We start from the raw sequence: 20,461 nt of genomic DNA on the forward strand, positions 1-20,461 counted from the left end.
TTCCTTTTGAGCATTTTCCTTGGCTGAATTAAATCCTGCAGTTGTTCCGTTATCTTTATACATTCACATGCCGTGGTGTGTGCGCAAATGTCCATACTGTGACTTTAATTCGCATGCGGTGCCGAATGGTGAATTGTCTTTGGACTTAGAACAAGAATATTTACAGGCGTTGGTTGAAGACTTTAAAACCCAAGTCGATTTTGCTCAGGGTCGCCTGATCCATAGTGTATTTATTGGTGGTGGGACACCATCTTTGATTTCTGCCCAAGGCTATCAATGGTTATTTGCTCAGCTCAAAGCGTTGCTACCGTTTGAAGCAGGTTGTGAAATCACCTTGGAAGCCAATCCCGGTACGGTTGAGCACGATCCTTTTTCCGGTTATTTAGATGCAGGGATCAATCGTCTATCTATCGGTGTGCAAAGTTTTAATACCGACCAGCTGAAAAAGCTGGGGAGGATTCATTCGAATGATGATGCGATTTCTGCCATTCAGCATGCAAAAGAGGTGGGTTTTGAACGAGTAAATGTCGACTTGATGCATGGCCTGCCTGAACAAACCATTGAGCAAGCGCTTTTGGATTTAAAACTTGCTGTGGAAAATGGGGCAACCCATGTGTCGTGGTATCAATTGACCATTGAACCCAATACAGTTTTTTTCCGCACAAAACCAATTTTACCTGTCGATGATGTGCTTGAAGATATTCAAGAACAGGGCGAAGCCTATTTAACAGCGCAAGGCTTTATCAATTATGAAGTATCGGCATGGCGTAAAGAAAAGCCGTCGGCACATAATTTAAATTATTGGCAGTTTGGCGATTATTTGGCGATTGGCGCAGGCGCACATGGTAAAGTGACCATGCCAGACGGGGTGTATCGTTTCCAAAAAACCCGATTGCCGAAAGACTATTTAGCCAAAGTACCTGCTGAACATCTTCAGTTTAAGCGCATCGAAGCAGCCGATATGCCTTTTGAATTTATGATGAATGCACTTCGTTTAAATCATGGGGTGGAAGCCAAGCTATATAGTGAGCGTACAGGGGAAAGTTTAGAGCCAATTGCCGAGTTATTGAACTCATTACGTGAACGTAAATTGATGGTCAGTGATCCAACACTTTTGTCTTGTACCGAGCAGGGACATATCTTTTTAAATTCAGTATTGGAAGAATTCCTGTAATGAAAGCTATGTCAAACTTGTTTTAAAATTTGAGCGACAAGTAATTTTTCATATTTCGAATGTAATTTGCAGAATGTGTATGAAATTATTCAGTTGATAATTGAATTTACATGGCATAAAGGAACTTCAGAAAATGAAATATATTTTAACTACGACGTTATTAACTATAGCTTTGGTGGGTTGCACCGATAAAAAAGCACCATCAGAACAAAATGTTGCAACAGAGGCAACGATCGCAACTACACAAACAAACGATGTTGCAGTAGCTCAAGATGAGCAAGTGATTCACTTTACAGGGCCACAAGATCTAAGCCTTGAGTTAAAAACCAAAGATAATTTTGAAACCGCACAATTGACTGATAATTCTGATCGTGTGTATGAATTGAAACGAGCAGTTTCAGGAAGTGGTGTACGACTTGCCAACGACCAAGGTGTTTCAATTCACTTTAAGAACTTTAATGGTGTGAATGAAGGGACAGTTGAGTTGGTAAAAGATAAACCCATAGAGATTAAAGAATTTATTGCTGATAAAGCAAAGTAAATATTAAAAAAGACCGCATGAGCGGTCTTTTTTGAATTCAGCTTAACGATGTTTCGGTGGCATAGGCGGTAACTTATGATGCGGAACAGGCTTGGGTTGACTAGCTTTAAAAGCTACTGCTTTATGATTTTGTTTGGCAAATTTTGCATGAACTTTTTGATGCTCTTTTTTCACCATGTGGGGCCCAGCAGATTTGTGATGTATTGCTTTAGGCGGTACAGGTTTTTTATCAAAGTATGGAGCAGGTGGTGGATTTTTATGATCGAATGCAGGCGCTGCCATTGCAGACATTGTCGCAGTTGTTGCAATCAGACCAACCATCAATGAAGAAATCAATTTTTTCATGGTTACGCTCTCTATGAATCATTGAAGTCATCATAGGGGGAGGCAGTGGAGAAGATATGAAGTTGTATGAGATACAAATGTAAAGCTAAAATTATGGAGTTAAATTTACTTTAAGTATTTAATATTTATTAAATAAAATTATGTTTTGGCGATAAGGTGTTCTATTTTTGTTGAAAAATACAACAATATTTCTCCATATAAAGTTCATCTTTATACATTGTTATTACCTCATGAAGAAATTAAGAATGCTGCTCATTATCGCTATAGATGAAAATTAAAAGAGAAGACAAAAAAGACCGCCGAAGCGGTCTTTTTATAGAGTCATTTAACTCGGTTTAAAGCTTAGTAGTCAAAGCTAAAGTGTTCAGGAGCCAAAGAAGTCATGGTCTTCGATGGGTTAACCATTGCTTCAGCGTGACCTTGTGAGCGTGGTAATAGACGTTCAAAGTAGAAGTCAGCCACTTTGATTTTTGCTTTATAGAACTCAGGAACTTCTGCACCATTGCCTTCTGCTAATTTTTCAGAAGCTACGGCAGCTTGTTGTGCCCAGAAGTAAGCCATCATCACGTAGCCAGAGAACATTAAGAAATCGACAGAAGCAGAAGATACGATGTCACGGTCTTTACGTGCTGCAAGCATGATACGAACCGTTAATGCATTCCACTGTGCGCAAAGCTTCGTTAAGTCCCACGCAAAACGACGCATGTATTTGTTACGTGCATGTTGACCACAGAACTTCAAGATTTCAGCTGTGTAGTCACGAATCACTTTACCTTTAGAGGTCAACAGAACTTTACGACCAATCAAGTCTAGTGCTTGAACACCGGTTGTGCCTTCGTAGAGAGTAGAGATACGTGAGTCACGAACGATTTGTTCCATGCCCCATTCTTTAATATAACCATGACCACCGTATACTTGCATACCATGGTTTGCAGCTTCATAACCCATTTCGGTTAAGAAACCTTTGAGAATCGGTGTGTAGAAGCCTAAGTGGTCATCATGTGCTTCAAATGCTGCTGTATCACCGCGGGTTAAAGCATCAGTCATTTTGTCCGCAATTTGAGCTGCATAGTAAATCATTGAACGGCCGCCTTCAGCGATCGCTTTTTGAGTTAAAAGCATACGACGTACGTCTGCATGGTGAATAATCGCATCGGCTACTTTTTCAGGATCTTTTTTACCTGAAAGTGCACGCATAGACATACGTTCTTTCGCGTATGGAAGTGCGCCTTGGAATGCCAATTCAGCATGTGCAATGCCTTGGATCGCTGTACCAATACGTGCAGTGTTCATAAAGGTGAACATTGCATGTAGGCCTTTGTGTTTTTCACCGATTAAGTAACCAATCGCATTGTCAAAGTTCAAGACAGCTGTTGCTGAAGCACGGATCCCCATTTTGTGTTCAATCGAACCACAAGTCACAGGGTTGCGTTCGCCCACTGAACCGTCTGCATTCACAAGGAATTTTGGAACGATGAACAATGAAATCCCTTTAGTACCTGCAGGAGCATCTGGAAGACGAGCAAGTACGATATGCACGATGTTATCTGTTAAATCATGCTCACCCGCAGAGATGAAGATTTTTGTACCAGAAATTGCATAGCTACCGTCAGCTTGAGGTTCCGCTTTGGTTTTTACCTGACCTAAGTCGGTACCGCATTGAGGTTCAGTTAAGCACATGGTGCCTGACCAAGTTCCTGCAACGAGGTTCGGTAAATATTGGTTTTTCTGTTCTTCTGAACCAAATTGAAGAATAGTGTTGATACAGCCCACGCTGAGGCCTGGATACATTTGGAATGACCAGTTCGCTGTACCCATCATTTCAGATTTGATTAGGTTTAACGACTGTGGCAAGTTTTGACCGCCAAATTCTTCAGGGAAAGACAGACCTTGCCAGCCACCTTGTACAAATTGGTCATAGGCTTCTTTAAAGCCTTTTGGTGTTTTCACATCGCCATTTTCAAAATGACAGCCTTCTTCATCACCCGTTTGGTTCAAAGGCGAAAGGATGTTTTCACAAAAATCCGCTGCACCTTCTAAAATCATGTCGACAGTGTCTGCATCAGCAGCTTCACCATTAGACAAAGTTTTGTAATGTGCTGGGTAATCGAGCACTTCATTCATTAAGAAACGAATATCGTGTAAAGGCGCTTTATATGCAGGCATAGTCTTAATCCTAATATCTAAATTTTTTTGGATTATCTGTATTGATGATTTGATTATTCATAATTTCATCAAAAAAACATTGATGAATACGCCCTTAAAAAATGTCAGAAAGGCGAATTGTAATATTTAACCAACATGTGAAAAATAAACTTCTGATAGACTTGATGTTGATCTTTTGATCATTTTTTTCTTTTAATAAATCATAAAGAACGTAGGTCTTTCGTACAATTATGCGATTAAAATATATAACACTTTGTTTACTGGGTTTGAGTATTACTGGGTGTGCTCAACATGTCATAAAAACCAATTCAACAGAGCAGTCTCTCGGGCAACAAGCCACTCAAGGCTTAAACGCAATGTTTGAAAATGCCAGTTATGACATGAAAGGGCAATTTTCAATTCAGACCGATATTCAGTTCGATGAAAAAAAGCCTAAAACCAAGTCAAAGCCTGCAACTAGTACACAGCCTGAGCTAGATCCTAAACTTAAAAAACAACTGGATCAGTTGATTAAAACCCAAAATATTCCGTTTAGCCAAAAAGAAAAGAAACAGCTCTATCAAGCCATTGCCAATGAATCGATCCCACCATCAGCGCGTTATAGCGATGAAGAGGATGGCGTTTCTCCGCAATCTAAAATTGCTCAATCACTGCTGAATGTGTTGAATGATTTACAGTTTAGCTATAGCGGTTCAGTACATTTTAGAGAAAAACTTGCTGCCTTAACCTTGCAATTGAGTTATCAAAAACCGACTTTGCAGGTCAATGCACAGTTGCCGATGATCATTGATTTTAATCAACATAAATTTTATACCAACTACTTTGCGTTCATGCCGTTTATGGTAAATCGTGAAAGCCAAAGCAGCTTGGCTTATGTGGATTTTTCAAAACATAAAGAGACGATTGCTCAGTACGATTTGAAAAAATTTGCTGACTATTTAAAACAAATGAATGCTTTGCCCTATGTCTTAGCAGAGCCGAATCAAGTGCAAAATATTGCTTTAACACGTGATGAAAAAAATGCAGGGCTGACTAAAAAAATCCGCTATGTGGGTGATCTCGATGCGCTATACACCCAGCTTGAACTTTTCGATTTTGTGAATGCCAACTATTACACCACGCAAATCAAAGGTCAGCGCAATAGTGACGCTGAGCAAGATGAATCTGTGGACGCTGCTGCGCATCTCAGTGCTTCCGAAGAGGCGATGGCTGCGGCTGAAGCGGCGGGAGGGACTGCAGTAGCGGCAGCAGCTGAGGATGAAGACTTTGATGCGGCTTATGCATCTGTAGAACGTGTGAATGAGCTGCTCAATGCGAAAATGCATGGCCTGATGTATCACCAACATGAAACGGAAGAAGAACAAACGTCTTCTGCCGCTGAATCTGCTGAATACGCGATCGATACTGCAAGTGCATATGCGGAGGCGACCGCGGGTGATGACGAAGAAACCTATAGTTCAGATACTGAAGTAACCGAAGCTTATGCGGCTTCAGAAGAAGATGAGGAAACAGCGAACTTATCTGAGGAAGTCTGTCAGGCCTTGATGAACACCAAACAGGTGCCGATTGGTAAAGTCACGCTTTGTCAGGATTATCAAGATGTTCGGGTGATACCGCTGCAAGAAGATGCTGTACCATCGGCCTCTGCTGCGGACGCATCCAATACAGATTCTGAGATTGCGGACGCTGTTGAGCAGTTAAAGCCGGTATTCCAGCAATATCAAAGTGAACAACTTATCGATGTAAAACAATTCCAGCAATTATGGCAAAAGCATCAAGCTGAAATTGCACAGGTGCTGAATACACAGGATAAATCATCTTCGAATGTCGTGATGGATGTAGGCTTAGATCATAAAGGCCGAGTCAAAGTAATGGACTATCAATTGGCCTTTAATGAGCCACGTTTAGGTCAATTAAAGCTGAAAAGTAGTAACCAAATCTTGAATTATGGCAATGCGACTAAAATTGATCGTCAAGCCATGAAACAGGCAAAATCCATTGAGGAAGTCAGTAAAGATTCACTCTTTGAAAATATGTTGAAAGGCCTGCTTGCGCCAATCACGGGAAATGATCCTCTGCTTGCTGAAGCAGAAACTGCATCGGTCGATGATGTCCGTGCTGCAAATGAAGAAATCGAACTTCCTGAATATCTCAGTACTGTGGCATTGCAAAGTTATAAACGTCATCAATCTGAAGTGAAAGCCTATCAAGCGGCATTTGTCGTGGCATTTGCTAACTATCGCGCTCAGTATGTGCGTTATTACTCAGCCAATGATTTGAATGAAATTGCAGAAGTTTATGCATATCGATTTGTTGATGGCTTAAAAGAACCAACAGGCAATGCGCTGAAGCGTTTAAATCAATTACGTGATAAGCATGCTTTGCATCGCTATCAAGACTTTGATGACTTAGGGTCTTCGGTCAACCATTATGTACAGTCAGGAATTGGCGAGTACAAAGCTCAGGTTGAATGGAAGCAGTTGCAAAAAACCTATAAGACTGATCAGGCGATATTTGCACATTTATATCAACAAAACTTTTTAGCCAGTTATGAACTGGAAGGAACTGAAAAAGCGCATTTGGTGAAAGCATCAAAAATCTATGCGCAAGCCTTTGCTGATGATATCAAAGGAAAATTATCAGAAGCGTCATTGCAAGGCCTAGCAGCAGAACACGAAGAGTTGTTCAGCCAATCGGCTTATTATGAGACCTATAAAGCGATACAAAAACACAAGAACTAAGTTGGATCAAAAAAAGAACCTCAATTGAGGTTCTTTTTTTAGGTGTTTAGCCTGCTCAGAAAGTGAATTGAGCAAATCATTTTGAATTATAGAAAGTCTTTTAGATCAGGTTTAATGCCATTCCAAATGGAAAAAGATTCAATCGCTTGACCAACCAACATGCCAAAACCTTCTGAGGTCGGAACATGGCGTGCTTTGGCTTGATCCAAAAACGTCGACGGTTTGCCATAGGCCATTTCATAGGCGTGCGTGAATTGTAAAGCTTCAGGCAAAATCAGTGCATCACCCGTTAAGCTGGCCGATGTGGCATTAATCACCAGATCAAATTGACCTGCTAAGTCAGTGAGTGCAATGGCTGCAAGTTCGGCATTCGGTACGGCAGTTTTTAAGTCAGCGACCAATTGTTCAGCACGCGCTAAAGTACGATTGGCAATCACGATTTTTTTGGCCCCAGCTTGTACCAGTGGGTAAATCACGCCACGTGTCGCACCGCCTGCACCAATGATCAATATATCGGTCTGTTCTAAATTCCAATCTAAGGCACGGATGGCATCGACTAGGCCTTGTCCATCGGTATTATCGCCATGGAGTGTGCCATCTTGCATCCATAGTGTATTGACCGCACCTGCAATTTTGGCACGTTCAGTAAGGACGGCACATTGTGCATAGGCTTGTTCTTTAAACGGAACAGTGACATTCATACCGATGCCACCTTCGGCAAAGAAGGATTCGACACTGTGCTGAAAACCATCGAGTGGCGCAAGTCGTTTGCTGTACTGAATGTCGAGGCCTGTTTTTTCAGCGAAGGCATGATGAAGTTCAGGTGAGCGTGATTGTTCAATCGGGTTGCCAATCACGGCAAATTGTTTGCTCATTGCACAGCGTCCATGTAGATGTGAAAGAGCAGACAATATACGCCAAAACCGAAGATGGCTAAAGTTCGGGCAGTCTTAAAATCGTGAAATAAAGGGGGAAATTAAGGATTACAAATATCTAATACGCTTTGAATCAAGATGCTGGCAGCACTGATGACTAAACCAATCAAGGCAACCACCATGAAGCCAATGGCCAAATTATCATTCAAAGACGTTTCAGAAAAAATATTGGTACTGATGGCGCTGATCAGCACAACAGCAAAGCTCCAAAACACCAATGGAGTAAGATTGACAGCTTTTTTATTGAGTATTTGATGTGTCATGTGCGTTGTACTCCGTACAAGAAAATAACAGCTATGAGTTTATTGACACATTGTGCAATGACATAGCTTAAAGCTGTTTAAAAGATGTGTCATTGTTGAGCAATCTGATTACAAAGTAAATGCTTAAAAAAATTATTTATGCGTCAATATATTACCTAAAATGAATACTCTAATCCTCAGGCAATAAAAAGCCCCTGACGGACAGGGGCGAATACATCTTTATCCGTTTTATTTCAGCGTATTCAGCCAGTCTTGCGGTTTTAAATAAAAGTCGGTGAGTTTTTTCTCGGCAGAATGTTCTTCCCATTCAGGACGATACGACCAGCCTGCCAAGGGTGGCATACTCACTAAAATCGACTCAATACGTCCGCCAGTTTGTAAGCCAAATAAGGTGCCACGGTCATAGACAAGGTTATATTCAACGTAACGACCACGACGGTAAAGTTGGAAGTCTCGTTGTGCTTCGGTATAGGCTTTGTCTTGGTTTCTTTGGAAGATCGGTAAAATTGCCTCTAAATAACCATTACCGACGGCCTGCATATATTTGAAACAGGTTTCAAAGTCCCATTGGTTGAGATCATCAAAGAATAAACCACCCACACCACGTTGTTCATCACGGTGTTTTAGATAAAAATAGTCATCACACCATTTTTTATGTTCATCATAGAGCGTATCGCTAAATGGGGCACAAAGATCATGGGCAGTTTGATGCCAAGACAAGACATCTTCATCATTTGGATAAAATGGAGTGAGGTCAAAACCACCGCCAAACCACCAAATCGGATCTTGGCCTTCTTTTTCCGCGACAAATAAACGCACATTGGCATGTGAGGTCGGGACGTTGGGGTTTTTCGGGTGAATTACCAATGACACGCCCATGGCTTGCGCTTTTGCACCTGCAATAGCGGGATGGCGTTCAGTCGCAGAGGCCGGTAATTTTGAAATGTTAATGTGCGAGAACATCACGCCGCCTTTTTCAATCACCGTTCCATTTTGAAGAACACGTGAGCGACCACCACCACCTTCAGGGCGTTCCCAGTCATCGATCGCAAATTCGGCACTTCCGCCACCAGCACGTTCTTGCTGTTCCAATGCGGCACAAATCCGTGCCTGTAAATCGCGAAGGAATTCATCTACACGTTGAATATCGGCTGAAGTTGGATTCTGCATGGTGACCTTTATTAAAATAATTTAAAGATAAGTGTCATCAAAGCATAAATTACGTGAAAACTTAAGGCATTTTTCCCGATACTCAGCATCGGATCTTTGCTTGAACTTCAGAAATCTAACGATTAAACAAAAAGATCATGCAGAGTTAGCAGCAATCACTCAGGCTGAAATTGGGGCTATTCCGACAAATTTGCTAGGTTGAATTCACTTCTGAAGCTCAGCACAATAATCATAAGGTAGATTTAAATTGAATCTCATTGATTGAAATGGTGCATCGATGTCTCAGCAGGCGAGTTCTTTAATTCAAAAATATAATGTACCGGGTCCACGCTATACCAGTTATCCAACCGTGCCGTATTGGGAGGAAGCTGAGTTTTCATTGCAACAGTGGAAACAGGGCTTGAAGCGATCATTTGATGAGACTAATCACAGCGAAGGCATCAGTCTGTACATCCATCTGCCATTTTGTGAAAGCTTATGTACGTTTTGTGGCTGCCATAAAAAAGTCACGAAAAAACATGAGATGGAGCTGCCTTATATTCAGGCGGTGCTGAAAGAATGGGACTTATATTGTCAGCTCTTGGTCGATCGACCGATGATTAAAGAAATTCATTTGGGAGGGGGGACGCCTACCTTCTTTTCTCCTGAGCATCTCACCCAGTTGATTCAAGGCATTCTAGCGCAGGCAGATATTGCCGATGTACATGAATTTAGCTTTGAAGGGCATCCGAACAATACCACACGTGAGCATTTACAAGCCTTGTACGATGTGGGGTTTCGACGCGTGAGTTATGGGGTGCAGGATTATAATGAGAAGGTGCAAAAAGCCATCCACCGTATTCAACCCTTTGCACATGTTGAGCAAGTGACACAGTGGGCACGTGATATTGGCTATACCTCTATTTCGCATGACTTGGTTTTTGGTCTGCCATTTCAGGATTTAAACGATGTGTTGCATACCATTGAACAGACCACTCGTTTGATGCCAGATCGTCTAGCCTTTTATAGCTATGCACATGTGCCGTGGATTAAGGGCAATGGTCAGCGTGGTTTTAAAGATGCTGATGTCCCGAAAGATGATTTAAAGCGTCAATGCTATGAAGAAGGAAAAAAACAGCTACTGGCGCAGGGCTATCATGAGATTGGAATGGATCATTTTGCATTAACCCAAGATCCGATGTATCAAGCTTTTCAGCAGGGCAGTTTGCACCGTAATTTTATGGGCTATACCGCATCGAAAACCCAAGTAATGATTGGTCTCGGCTTATCCTCGATCAGTGACTGTTGGTACAGCTTTGCACAAAATGAAAAGAAAATTGAAGATTATTATGCACGTTTAGAAGCGAATGAAATTCCAGTCTATCGGGGGCATGTGCTGACAGATGAGGACTTAATCATTCGTAAACATATTCTCAATTTGATGTGTACCTTCCAAACTTCTTGGGCAGGTCCAGAAATGCAATTTCCTGAGCTTGATGAAGTACTAGCGCAATTGGCTGAAATGCAAGAAGATGGCTTGCTCGAGATTTTTGATCAGCACATTCAGGTGAGTGATGCAGGCAAGCCTTTTGTCCGTAATATCTGCATGGCTTTTGATTTACGATTAAAACGTCGTGTTCCTGAAAATCGTATTTTTTCGATGACGATTTGAATCTCCCCTAACCCCTCTTTAATAAAGAGGGGAAAGCCTCCCTTTTGTAAAGGGAGGTTTGGAGGGATTAATTTATGGAGAATTTAAAGGATTTTTAAAAATCATCCTTTTGATACATATGCGACATACGATCATGTTTGGTTTTTAAATATTGTTCGTTAAAGGGATTTAAACCCACAGTCAGCGGAACACGATCAACGACATTCACGCCTTGTTCTTGTAGAGCTTCAATTTTTAACGGGTTATTGGTAATGAGGCGCACCGCAGTAATGTTAAGATGATTCAACATGATAGGACACATATCATAACGACGTGCATCAGCAGGAAGATCCAATAATAAATTGGCATCGACTGTGTCATGGCCTTGGTCTTGTAGGGCATAGGCACGGATTTTATTGGTTAAACCAATCCCGCGACCTTCTTGGCGTAAATATAAAATCACCCCTTGGCCCGCTTCATTAATTAATTTTTGGGTGGCTTGAAGTTGTGGGCCGCAGTCACATTTAAGTGAAGCGAAGGCATCACCAGTCAGGCATTCGGAGTGGATACGTACTAAAACAGGTTCAGTGGGAGCTTGTTCTAGTCCTTTAGAGAGTGCGACATGTTCTTCACCGGTTTCAGGATCCTGAAAAACCGTAATATTGAATTCACCAAAAGCGGTCGGTAATCTTGACGTTGCGACAAATTCTATAGGCACTGCTTAACCCGTTTATTCGATTATAAATTGGCTAAAGTATAGCGTAATGCTTGGACATTGGTAGAATTGCAACGACGAATTTATGCAGAACATTTTCTTTTTTGTATAAAGCGAACGATAATAGTTGATAAATAGGAAGATTATTCAGGATAATCTGACTCATTCAAAATCTCCCCAACGAGATCATTGCTAAAAATTACATCGCTACAAGTTTGGCTGATTGTAAGGTGATACAATTCGACGATATGATCGAGTTACCCATTTAGACCGAGCTTAGGAATTTGCCAGGCTTTAGAAGGCTTTGCCACATTATGCTGTATAAAGAAATACCATCTCAACGCCCTGTAACACCGTTGCTGGATACGATTAACCATCCTCAACAACTTCGTTTACTCGAGCGCAGCCAATTAGAGCAAGTGGCGGATGAGTTACGTCAATTTATTTTGTATGCGGCCGGACAAAGTGGTGGGCATTTTGGTGCCAATCTTGGGGTGATCGAATTAACCGTGGCATTACATTACTGTTTTGAAACGCCACGTGATCGTCTGATTTGGGATGTGGGTCATCAAGCCTATCCGCATAAAGCCTTGACCGGTCGTCGTGAACAATTAGTGACGATTCGTGCCAAAGATGGTTTGGCTGCGTTTCCTGCCCGTGAAGAATCTGAATTTGACACCTTTGGCGTAGGCCATTCATCAACAGCGATTTCTGCTGGTCTTGGGATGTCATTGGCACGTCGCTTCAAGCAAGATCCCTGTCATGTGGTTGCAATCGTGGGTGATGGCGCGATGACAGCGGGCATGGCTTTTGAAGCCATGAACGATGCGGTGGCACACAATGCTGACCTTATGGTGGTATTGAACGACAACGATATGTCGATTTCATGCAGTACCGGTGGTTTTGCCAAGCATTTGGCTGCGATTTGGGAAAGTGGTCAATCGGTTAATATTTCTGAAAGTGGCGAAGCCTATATTCAACCGCATCCTGAATGGGCGTATAACTCACGTCTACATTGTGCTGCGACCGATGCTGCAGATAACTTATTTAAAGCCATTGGCTTTGACTACTTTGGTCCTTTTGATGGGCACGATGTTGAACAATTAACAAATGTGTTTGAAGCCTTAAAAAAACGCACAGGCCCACGTTTAGTGCATGTCTATACCAAAAAAGGTAAAGGCTTTGCACCTGCCGAAGCAGATCAAATCAAATACCATGCCATCAGTAAAGTGAATGCACCCGTTGCAGTGGCAACTGCACCGAAATATTCAGATGTTTTTGGTCAGTGGTTATGTGATGAAGCTGCACAGGATGATCGTTTATTGGCGATTACCCCAGCGATGTGTGAAGGTTCAGGCATGGTGCAATTTGCCAAGCAGTTTCCTGAGCGTTTCTTTGATGTTGCCATTGCAGAACAACATGCGGTGACTTTGGCTGCGGGGATGGCCTGTGAAGGGGTAAAACCGGTTGTTGCAATCTATTCAACCTTCTTACAACGTGGTTATGATCAACTGATTCATGACGTCGCTTTGCAAAATCTTGATGTGACATTTGGTATCGACCGTGCAGGTTTGGTTGGTGAAGATGGCCCAACGCATGCCGGTGCATATGATTATGCCTTTATGCGTACCGTGCCAAACATGGTGATCATGGCGCCGAAAGACGAAAATGAATGTCGTCAAATGTTGCATACGGCTTATTTGTATAAAGGCCCAGCGGCGGTACGTTACCCACGTGGTAATGGACTGGGTGTTGAGATTCAGCAAGAGATGACCGAGCTTGAAATTGGCCGTGGTGAAATTCTTGCAAACTTCAATGATCAGCAAGATGACACCATTTCTATTCTGGCTTTCGGTAGTCGTGTTCAAGCGGCACTAGAGGCAGGACAGGCTTTAGCGACAAAGCTAGATGTGGCTGTACGTGTGATTAATATGCGCTTCGTGAAGCCATTAGATACACAGTTGATCGATCAAATCGCAGCAAGTACGCAACTGTTTGTGACAGTTGAAGAGCATGCAGTCATGGCGGGTGCGGGCAGTGCAGTAAATGAATATTTAGCCCAAGCAGGCGTGGTTAAGCCTGTGCTGAATTTAGGTTTGGCTGACGAGTTCATGCATCAAGCAACACATGCTCAAATGTTGCATCAGGCTGGACTGGATGCTGAAGGCATTAGCGCTTCTGTGACACAAAGCTGGCTAAAACATAAGCAAACTGTGGTTTGTTGATTTTCTAATTTTTAGAAACATTTTTTCCCTAAAAGCCCTTATATTTGATAAGATATAAGGGCTTTTATGCATTATTCTTTATCAGTATCTTCAAATTTGTAGTGGGTGTTCAATGGAACCTATGGTGGTTATGGCTGCGCGTGCGGCTCAATTAGTTGGTCAAGAGCTTTTAAAAGCGCATCAAAATCGTCATAAACTCGATCTACAAGTCGAAGAAAAAGGAATTGATGGTCCAGTAACGCGTGTAGACCGTTATTTGGAACAATTGACTATCGATACCCTACGTAAAAGCTATAAAAATCACAGTTTCCTAGGCGAAGAGTTTGGTCTTCAAGAAGGCAAAGGTCACGACGCTGATTGGTGTTGGATCATCGACCCACTTGATGGCACATTAAACTTTGTCAATGGTGTTCCACATTTCTGTATCTCTATTGCAGTTCAACATAAAGGTGTAACTCAACACGGTGTTATTTATGACCCTGTGAAAGATGAGTTGTTCTCTGCAAGCCGTGGTCGCGGTGCGATGATGAACCAACGCCGTATTCGTGTAAATGTAAAAGACAGCTTAGAAAACACTTTCCTTTCAGTGGGTCATGCGTATCGTAAAATTCGTAATGGCGAAGTGGTTTCTTATGCGAAAAACCATTTCAACTCATTGTTAAATGTGACTGAAGCCGGTGCTCAATACCGTCGTTCAGGTTCTGCTGCTCTTGATCTAGCATATGTTGCTGCAGGTCGTTTCGATGGTTATTTCGAACTTGGTTTGAAACCTTGGGACATTGCTGCGGGTGAACTTATTGTGAAAGAAGCGGGTGGTACTGTGGTTGATGCTCGTGGTGGTAACGACTCAATGGACAATGGTCAAGTACTTGCATGTTCTATGAAAATGCTTAAACCGCTTATGCAAGCTGTAGTTCCAGCTTGGGGCGAAGCTGCTAAATAATAGAACGCTTAGTTCGAGTTTATTGACAGAATAATGAAATAAAGCCCTCTTTATGAGGGCTTTATTTTTGTCTAATCGGTCAAAAATAATGGCTTAAACACCTATAACTTAAAGCTTCTTACAAAAAATATTCTGAAGTTGACTAAAACAGGTGACATTTAAAAACTTTCTGCTATAATCCCCGCACGCACTAAATTTCGTTCATTACCTGAACATTCTCTTCTATCATTGTGTATGCGCGTTCCGGTCCAAAGAGAGGACGATATTTCGCGCCCCACCCAATCGCTAAGCGATTCCTTCAGGTTGCGGCTGTAATCATGTGTGCGTTATACGCATCGTCGTTCTCGGATCGCCGCTGATTCTATATTTTCAGCGTCTTTTGCTGTGCCGCTTTTTGCCGATGTCCATCTGAATTTATATTTTTAATGGAGCACCCATTTTTGGGGTGAAATACTCTATGAGCAAAACTTTTGCTGATTTTCCTTTACATGAGTCGTTACAACTAGCATTACAAGGTCTAGGTTTTACTACTCCGACTCCAGTGCAAGAACAATCAATTCCAGCTGCATTAGAAGGTCAAGACCTTCTTGTATCAAGCCAAACTGGTTCTGGTAAAACTGCTGCATTCTTACTCCCAACTGTGAATGCTTTGGCTGGTCAAGACACATTGATGTCTTTCAAAGAGCGCATGAAAGCGGTAACTGCACCGTCTATTCTTGTACTTTGCCCTACACGTGAATTGGCTCAACAGGTTAGCCAAGACGCAATTGCTTTAGTACGTCACATGAAAGGTGTTCGTATTGCTGCAATCATGGGTGGTATGCCTTTCGGTAAACAAATCCAACAGCTTAAAGGTGCACAAGTTGTCGTAGCGACTCCAGGTCGTTTACTTGACTTGGTTAACCGTCGTCAAATTAAATTAGACAACGTTGATGCGTTAATCGTTGACGAAGCTGACCGTATGCTTGACTTAGGTTTCTCTGAAGACCTAGAAGCGATCAGCGACTTGGCTGCTAACCGTAAACAAACATTAATGTTCTCTGCAACATTTGCGCCGCGTATCATTACACTTGCAGAACGCATGATGAATGATCCACAGCGTATTGCGATTGAAACTGGTCACTCTACAAATACTGACATTACTCAGACTCTTCACTGGACTGACGGTTTCGAACACAAGAAAAAACTTTTGACTCACTGGTTATCTGATGAGTCTGTAGATCAAGCAGTTGTATTCGCATCTACTCAAGAAGATACAGATATGTTGGCTGAAGAACTTGCAGAAGCAGGTCACTCAGTTGTCGCTCTTCACGGTGCAATGCCACAAACTGTACGTAACCGTCGTTTACGTAGCATTCGTGAAGGTCGTGCAAAAATCTTAGTTGCGACTGACGTTGCTGCACGTGGTCTAGACGTACCAACAATTTCTCACGTAATTAACTTCGGTCTTCCAATGAAGAACGAAGACTATGTACACCGTATCGGTCGTACAGGTCGTGCGGGCCGTACTGGTAACGCGATTACTTTAGCGACTTACCGTGAACGCGGTAAAATCCGTGCTTTAGAAGACTTCTTAGATGCACGTTTAAATGTGTCTGAAATTGAAGGTCTTGAGCCATCTCCACCTCCTGCACGCGGTAGCCGTGATGGCGGTCGTGGTCGTCGTGATGGCGGTCGCGGTGGTCGTGGTGGTTTCGGTGGCGGTCGTCGTTTTGAAGGTGAATCAAACTTCAAACGTCGTGAAGGCAACCGTGATGGCGAACGTCGTTCATTCGGTGGCGAAGATCGTCCACGTCGCGAATACAACAACGATCGTCCACGTCGTGAAGGCGGTTTCGAAGATCGTCCACGTCGCGAATTTAACAACGATCGTCCACGTCGTGAAGGCGGTTTCGAAGATCGTCCACGTCGCGAATTTAACAACGATCGTCCACGTCGTGAAGGCGGTTTTGAAGATCGTCCACGTCGCGAATTTAACAGCGATCGTCCACGTCGTGAAGGTGGTTTTGACCGTCGTTCTAACGATGACAACCGTGGTAACCGTGTAGATTACAAACCAGCTCGTGAAGGTTATGGCGATCGTCCAAAACGTTCATTTGGTGAAGATCGTCCACGTCGTGAATTCAACGGTGACCGTCCTCAACGTTCATTTGGTGAAGATCGTCCAAAACGTTTCGGCGATGACCGTCCAAAACGTTTCGGTGATGATAAACCACGTGGCGAACGCACTTTCGGTGAAGACCGTCCACGTCGTAAATTCAATGACTAATTGAATTTCGAAGGAATATCGAAAAAACCGGTGGAAACACCGGTTTTTTTTATGGATTTAAATTAGCTTTTTAATCAGAAAAATGTATACTTGATCAAACTTTATGTGTTTAATGATAATTAATATGAACGGAAACGCGTTGGCAAATATGCGTACAGTGATGATCGAGGTACTTATGCCTTATATCGGTTTGACACTCTTATTGTGTAATATCGTTTACTATATATACAATTATTTTAACTAAATTCTTCTATTGGGTTGAAAACACCCTTTATAAAATCGCATTAATAATAAAAAACAATTTACCTGATGGAATGCAGGGATATGCGCTCATGCAATGGTAACATTTTAAACTTCAATCCTTTATAGTATGCATGCTGAAAAAATGCAGGAAAATCCTCAGCTATGAATAATCAAACGTCTTCTCAGACTCAGGCACTGATCGAAGTGAAAAACCTGAGTTTTAAGCGAGGAGAGCGCGTCATTTATGACAATGTCAGTTTAAAAATTCGTCGTGGTCAGATCACTGCAATTATGGGTCCATCTGGTACAGGTAAAACGACTTTACTCCGTTTAATTGGTGGTCAATTGACTCCCGATAATGGAGAAGTGTTGCTTGATGGGCAGGACATTGCACAGATGTCACGTCAGGAGCTCTTCGCTGCGCGTGCGCGTATGGGGATGTTGTTTCAGAGCGGCGCATTATTTACCGATATGTCGGTATACGAAAACGTATCCTTTCCCATTCGTGCGCATACCAAGTTGCCAGAGCATTTGATCGCTGAAATTGTTGCGTTGAAATTAGAGTCTGTTGGTTTACGCGGTGCAGAACAAATGATGCCTTCTGAACTTTCAGGTGGTATGAATCGTCGTGTGGCTTTGGCCCGTGCAATTGCACTCGATCCTGAGTTAATCATGTATGACGAACCCTTTGCAGGGCAAGACCCGATTGTGATGGGGGTTTTAACCCGCTTGATTCGTTCGCTACGTGAAGCTTTAGATTTAACCACCATTATTGTCTCGCATGATGTAGCTGAAACCTTATCAATTGCAGATTACATCTATGTGGTGGCTGAAGGGAAAGTGCAGGGCGAGGGAACACCTGAGCAGTTAAAAGCACATGCTTCGCCTTTTGTGAAGCAGTTCTTGACGGGTTCGGTAGAAGGTCCGGTCGATTATCAATTCAGTCATCAGCCCTATTTAAATCATGAGGTTCGTTCATGAATGCTATTGCCGCATTAGGTAGACGCGTCATTGAACGTGTTCGAGGAATCGGCGTAGCAACCATTATGTTGCTGCAGATTCTTTTTTCCATGCCGACTTTACTTGGCGTGAAATTGTTTATTTATCAGATGTACCGTGTTGGTGTGCTTTCATTACTGATTATTGTGGTATCTGGCTTATTTATTGGCTCGGTACTGGGTTTGCAGATGTATAGCATTCTGTCGACTTTCGGTAGTGAAGCGATGCTCGGCACCGCAGTTGCACTGACGTTACTGCGTGAACTTGCACCTGTGGTTGCGGCTTTACTCTTTGCAGGTCGTGCAGGTTCAGCTTTAACGGCTGAAATTGGTTTGATGAAAGCCACTGAGCAGTTGTCGAGTATGGAAATGATCGGGGTCGATCCCTTAAAACGAGTGATCTCGCCTCGACTTTGGGCCGGTATTTTTAGCTTGCCAATGTTGTCGGTGATTTTCGCTGCGGTCGGCATCATGGGTGGTAAATTGGTGGGTGTTGATTTTCTGGGTGCAGATCAAGGCTCTTATTGGAGTGGCATCGAGAACAGTGTGCAATTCTTTAAAGACGTCTTTAATGGCACCATCATCAAAAGTTTTGTTTTTGCATTAATTTGTACATGGATTGCGGTCTATCAGGGTTATGCCTGTGTCCCAACTTCAGAAGGTATTGCAACGTCGACCACACGTACTGTCGTGTATTCTTCGTTGTGTGTTTTAGGATCAGATTTCGTGTTGACTGCGGTCATGTTCGGAGGTATTTAATGAAATCACGTACGAGTGAACTGGCCGTCGGTTTTTTTGTCATTCTTTTTGCTATCGCTATTTTCTTCTTGGCGATGCGTGTGAGTGGTTTGGTCGGCAATAACATCGAAGACAGTTATGAATTGACCGCGACATTTGAAAATGTAAACGGGATTAAACCCCGTGCCAAAGTCACCTTAAGCGGTGTCAAAGTCGGTCAAGTGGAGTCGTTGAAACTCGATCCTGTGACGCGCTTAGTGACAGCACATCTGATTATGGATGGCTCATTAACCTCTTATAACGCAGAACAATTAAAAGAAGTGCAAAAGAATGCACTCGAAGAACTGCGTTACACATCAGATTATGAAGCAGCAACACCTGCGAAACAAAAAGAAATGGAACAGCAACTGATTGCTAACATGAAATCCATCACCAATATCGATGAAGATGCTTACATTATGGTGGCAACCAATGGTTTATTGGGTGAGAAATATTTGAAAATTGTACCGGGTGGTGGTGTCAACTTCTTAAAACGTGGTGACCAAATTGGTAATACCCAAGGTACGATGGAAATCGAAGATTTGGTGTCTAAATTTGTGACCGGTGGTGCAGGGAACAAATCTGACAGCACAGCAGATACTGAACAAAAAACAGAAGCTGCTGACACAACAACGGCAGAAGAACCTGCATTTGTTGAATAATTTTTAGGAGAAATTAAGTGAACACATTGTTAAAACATACGCTTACAGCAAGTATCTTATCAACTATGATGGCAGGTACAGCTTTTGCTGCTCCAAGCGAAGCACCACCTGCATTTGTAAAAAAAGTGGCTGATGGCCTCATTACACGTTTAAAAGCAGACCACGCAAAACTACAAAATAACCCTGCGGCTGTGAAAGCGATTGTTCGTCAAAACTTAGACCCGTACATCGATTCACAAGCGTTCACACGTATCGTGATGGGTACGTATGCAACGAATCAATACAGCTCAGCGGCTCAACGTGCACAGTTTGAACGTAACTTCCGTGCAACACTGATCGAAAACTATGGTTCAGCTTTTGCCAAGTTTAGTAACCAAACGTATAGCATGCGTCCATATAAGGCGTCGAACAGTAAGAACCCTGTTGTAACGATTGATTTCCATAACAACGGTGAAAAAATTCCAGTCTCTTTCCAGTTGGCGGATAAAGGTTCACAATGGAAAATCCGTAATATCAACGTTTCGGGTATCGACCTAGGCTTACAATTCCGTAATCAGTTTGCGGCAACTGTAAAACGTAATGGCGGTAACATTGATAAAGCAATTGCGAACTTCAAACCTGATGCTGATGCAGCATTAGACAAGAAAAAATAAGATAGGTGATG

Annotated in this window: 17 protein-coding genes; 11 read left to right on the forward strand and 6 right to left on the reverse strand. The window is 42.5% G+C overall.

The features are described from left to right. Positions 1-19: 19 nt before the first annotated feature. Positions 20-1,174 carry a radical SAM family heme chaperone HemW gene (gene hemW, locus FTU06_RS11595; RefSeq protein WP_180026074.1) on the forward strand — a complete coding sequence of 385 codons (1,155 nt, stop codon included), beginning with the start codon at positions 20-22 and terminating at the stop codon, positions 1,172-1,174. A 133-nt stretch (positions 1,175-1,307) separates the two neighbouring features. After that, positions 1,308-1,715: a hypothetical protein gene (locus FTU06_RS11600; protein ID WP_180026073.1), complete on the forward strand. Its 408-nt coding sequence runs from the start codon at positions 1,308-1,310 to the stop codon at positions 1,713-1,715. A 42-nt stretch (positions 1,716-1,757) separates the two neighbouring features. Here FTU06_RS11600 and FTU06_RS11605 read toward each other — a convergent pair whose 3' ends face one another. Together FTU06_RS11605 and FTU06_RS11610 are read right to left on the reverse strand one after the other, a co-directional pair. Continuing rightward, on the reverse strand, positions 1,758-2,060 hold the full coding sequence (locus FTU06_RS11605; protein ID WP_180146776.1) for a hypothetical protein: 303 nt from the start codon (positions 2,058-2,060) through the stop codon (positions 1,758-1,760). Between the two features lie 342 nt (positions 2,061-2,402). Next, complete coding sequence (locus FTU06_RS11610) at positions 2,403-4,226, reverse strand: acyl-CoA dehydrogenase C-terminal domain-containing protein (protein ID WP_168379095.1); 1,824 nt, start codon at positions 4,224-4,226, stop codon at positions 2,403-2,405. A gap of 230 nt (positions 4,227-4,456) precedes the next feature. On the opposite strand from FTU06_RS11610, the gene FTU06_RS11615 reads away from it, so the two are divergent. Further along, positions 4,457-6,967 carry a hypothetical protein gene (locus tag FTU06_RS11615; RefSeq protein WP_180146779.1) on the forward strand — a complete coding sequence of 837 codons (2,511 nt, stop codon included), beginning with the start codon at positions 4,457-4,459 and terminating at the stop codon, positions 6,965-6,967. An 86-nt stretch (positions 6,968-7,053) separates the two neighbouring features. On the opposite strand, the gene aroE is transcribed toward FTU06_RS11615, so the two are convergent. The 3 genes from aroE to hemF form a co-directional block, all read right to left on the reverse strand. Then, positions 7,054-7,842, reverse strand: a complete 789-nt coding sequence (gene aroE, locus FTU06_RS11620) for a shikimate dehydrogenase (protein ID WP_168379097.1) — start codon at positions 7,840-7,842, stop codon at positions 7,054-7,056. A gap of 101 nt (positions 7,843-7,943) precedes the next feature. Then, the gene (locus FTU06_RS11625) at positions 7,944-8,165 is read right to left on the reverse strand and encodes a hypothetical protein (protein ID WP_180146782.1); all 222 of its coding nucleotides are present in this window, start codon (positions 8,163-8,165) and stop codon (positions 7,944-7,946) included. Positions 8,166-8,393: 228 nt separating this feature from the next. Next, on the reverse strand, positions 8,394-9,335 hold the full coding sequence (gene hemF / locus FTU06_RS11630) for an oxygen-dependent coproporphyrinogen oxidase (protein WP_180026069.1): 942 nt from the start codon (positions 9,333-9,335) through the stop codon (positions 8,394-8,396). A 277-nt stretch (positions 9,336-9,612) separates the two neighbouring features. On the opposite strand from hemF, the gene hemN reads away from it, so the two are divergent. Beyond that, positions 9,613-10,986, forward strand: coding sequence for an oxygen-independent coproporphyrinogen III oxidase (gene hemN / locus FTU06_RS11635; RefSeq protein ID WP_180146785.1), 1,374 nt, complete (start codon positions 9,613-9,615; stop codon positions 10,984-10,986). 94 nt (positions 10,987-11,080) lie between these two features. Here hemN and ribA read toward each other — a convergent pair whose 3' ends face one another. Further along, positions 11,081-11,683 (reverse strand): GTP cyclohydrolase II, encoded by a 603-nt coding sequence (gene ribA, locus FTU06_RS11640; protein WP_168379100.1) that lies wholly within the window; start codon positions 11,681-11,683, stop codon positions 11,081-11,083. A gap of 311 nt (positions 11,684-11,994) precedes the next feature. Between ribA and dxs the strand changes: the two genes are divergently transcribed. From dxs to FTU06_RS11675, 7 genes are all read left to right on the forward strand, one after another. Beyond that, positions 11,995-13,905, forward strand: coding sequence for a 1-deoxy-D-xylulose-5-phosphate synthase (dxs, locus tag FTU06_RS11645; RefSeq protein WP_180123923.1), 1,911 nt, complete (start codon positions 11,995-11,997; stop codon positions 13,903-13,905). A gap of 112 nt (positions 13,906-14,017) precedes the next feature. Next, the gene (locus FTU06_RS11650) at positions 14,018-14,848 is read left to right on the forward strand and encodes an inositol monophosphatase family protein (RefSeq protein WP_078189303.1); all 831 of its coding nucleotides are present in this window, start codon (positions 14,018-14,020) and stop codon (positions 14,846-14,848) included. Positions 14,849-15,305: 457 nt separating this feature from the next. Further along, entirely contained in the window at positions 15,306-17,117 is a 1,812-nt protein-coding gene (locus tag FTU06_RS11655) for a DEAD/DEAH box helicase (protein ID WP_180146787.1), read from the forward strand. Between the two features lie 405 nt (positions 17,118-17,522). After that, positions 17,523-18,341 carry an ABC transporter ATP-binding protein gene (locus FTU06_RS11660; RefSeq protein ID WP_180146792.1) on the forward strand — a complete coding sequence of 273 codons (819 nt, stop codon included), beginning with the start codon at positions 17,523-17,525 and terminating at the stop codon, positions 18,339-18,341. Beyond that, a complete protein-coding gene (gene mlaE, locus FTU06_RS11665) occupies positions 18,338-19,117 on the forward strand; it encodes a lipid asymmetry maintenance ABC transporter permease subunit MlaE (protein ID WP_180146795.1) in 780 nt (259 codons plus the stop codon). The genes FTU06_RS11660 and mlaE overlap by 4 nt, the downstream gene beginning before the upstream one ends. Next, complete coding sequence (locus tag FTU06_RS11670) at positions 19,117-19,797, forward strand: outer membrane lipid asymmetry maintenance protein MlaD (RefSeq protein ID WP_168379104.1); 681 nt, start codon at positions 19,117-19,119, stop codon at positions 19,795-19,797. The genes mlaE and FTU06_RS11670 overlap by 1 nt, the downstream gene beginning before the upstream one ends. Before the next feature lie 17 nt (positions 19,798-19,814). After that, positions 19,815-20,450: an ABC transporter substrate-binding protein gene (locus FTU06_RS11675; RefSeq protein WP_180003433.1), complete on the forward strand. Its 636-nt coding sequence runs from the start codon at positions 19,815-19,817 to the stop codon at positions 20,448-20,450. Positions 20,451-20,461 lie beyond the last annotated feature (11 nt).

The sequence above is a fragment of the Acinetobacter sp. YH12052 genome, assembly GCF_013419835.1.
Taxonomy (GTDB): Bacteria; Pseudomonadota; Gammaproteobacteria; order Pseudomonadales; family Moraxellaceae; genus Acinetobacter; species Acinetobacter amyesii.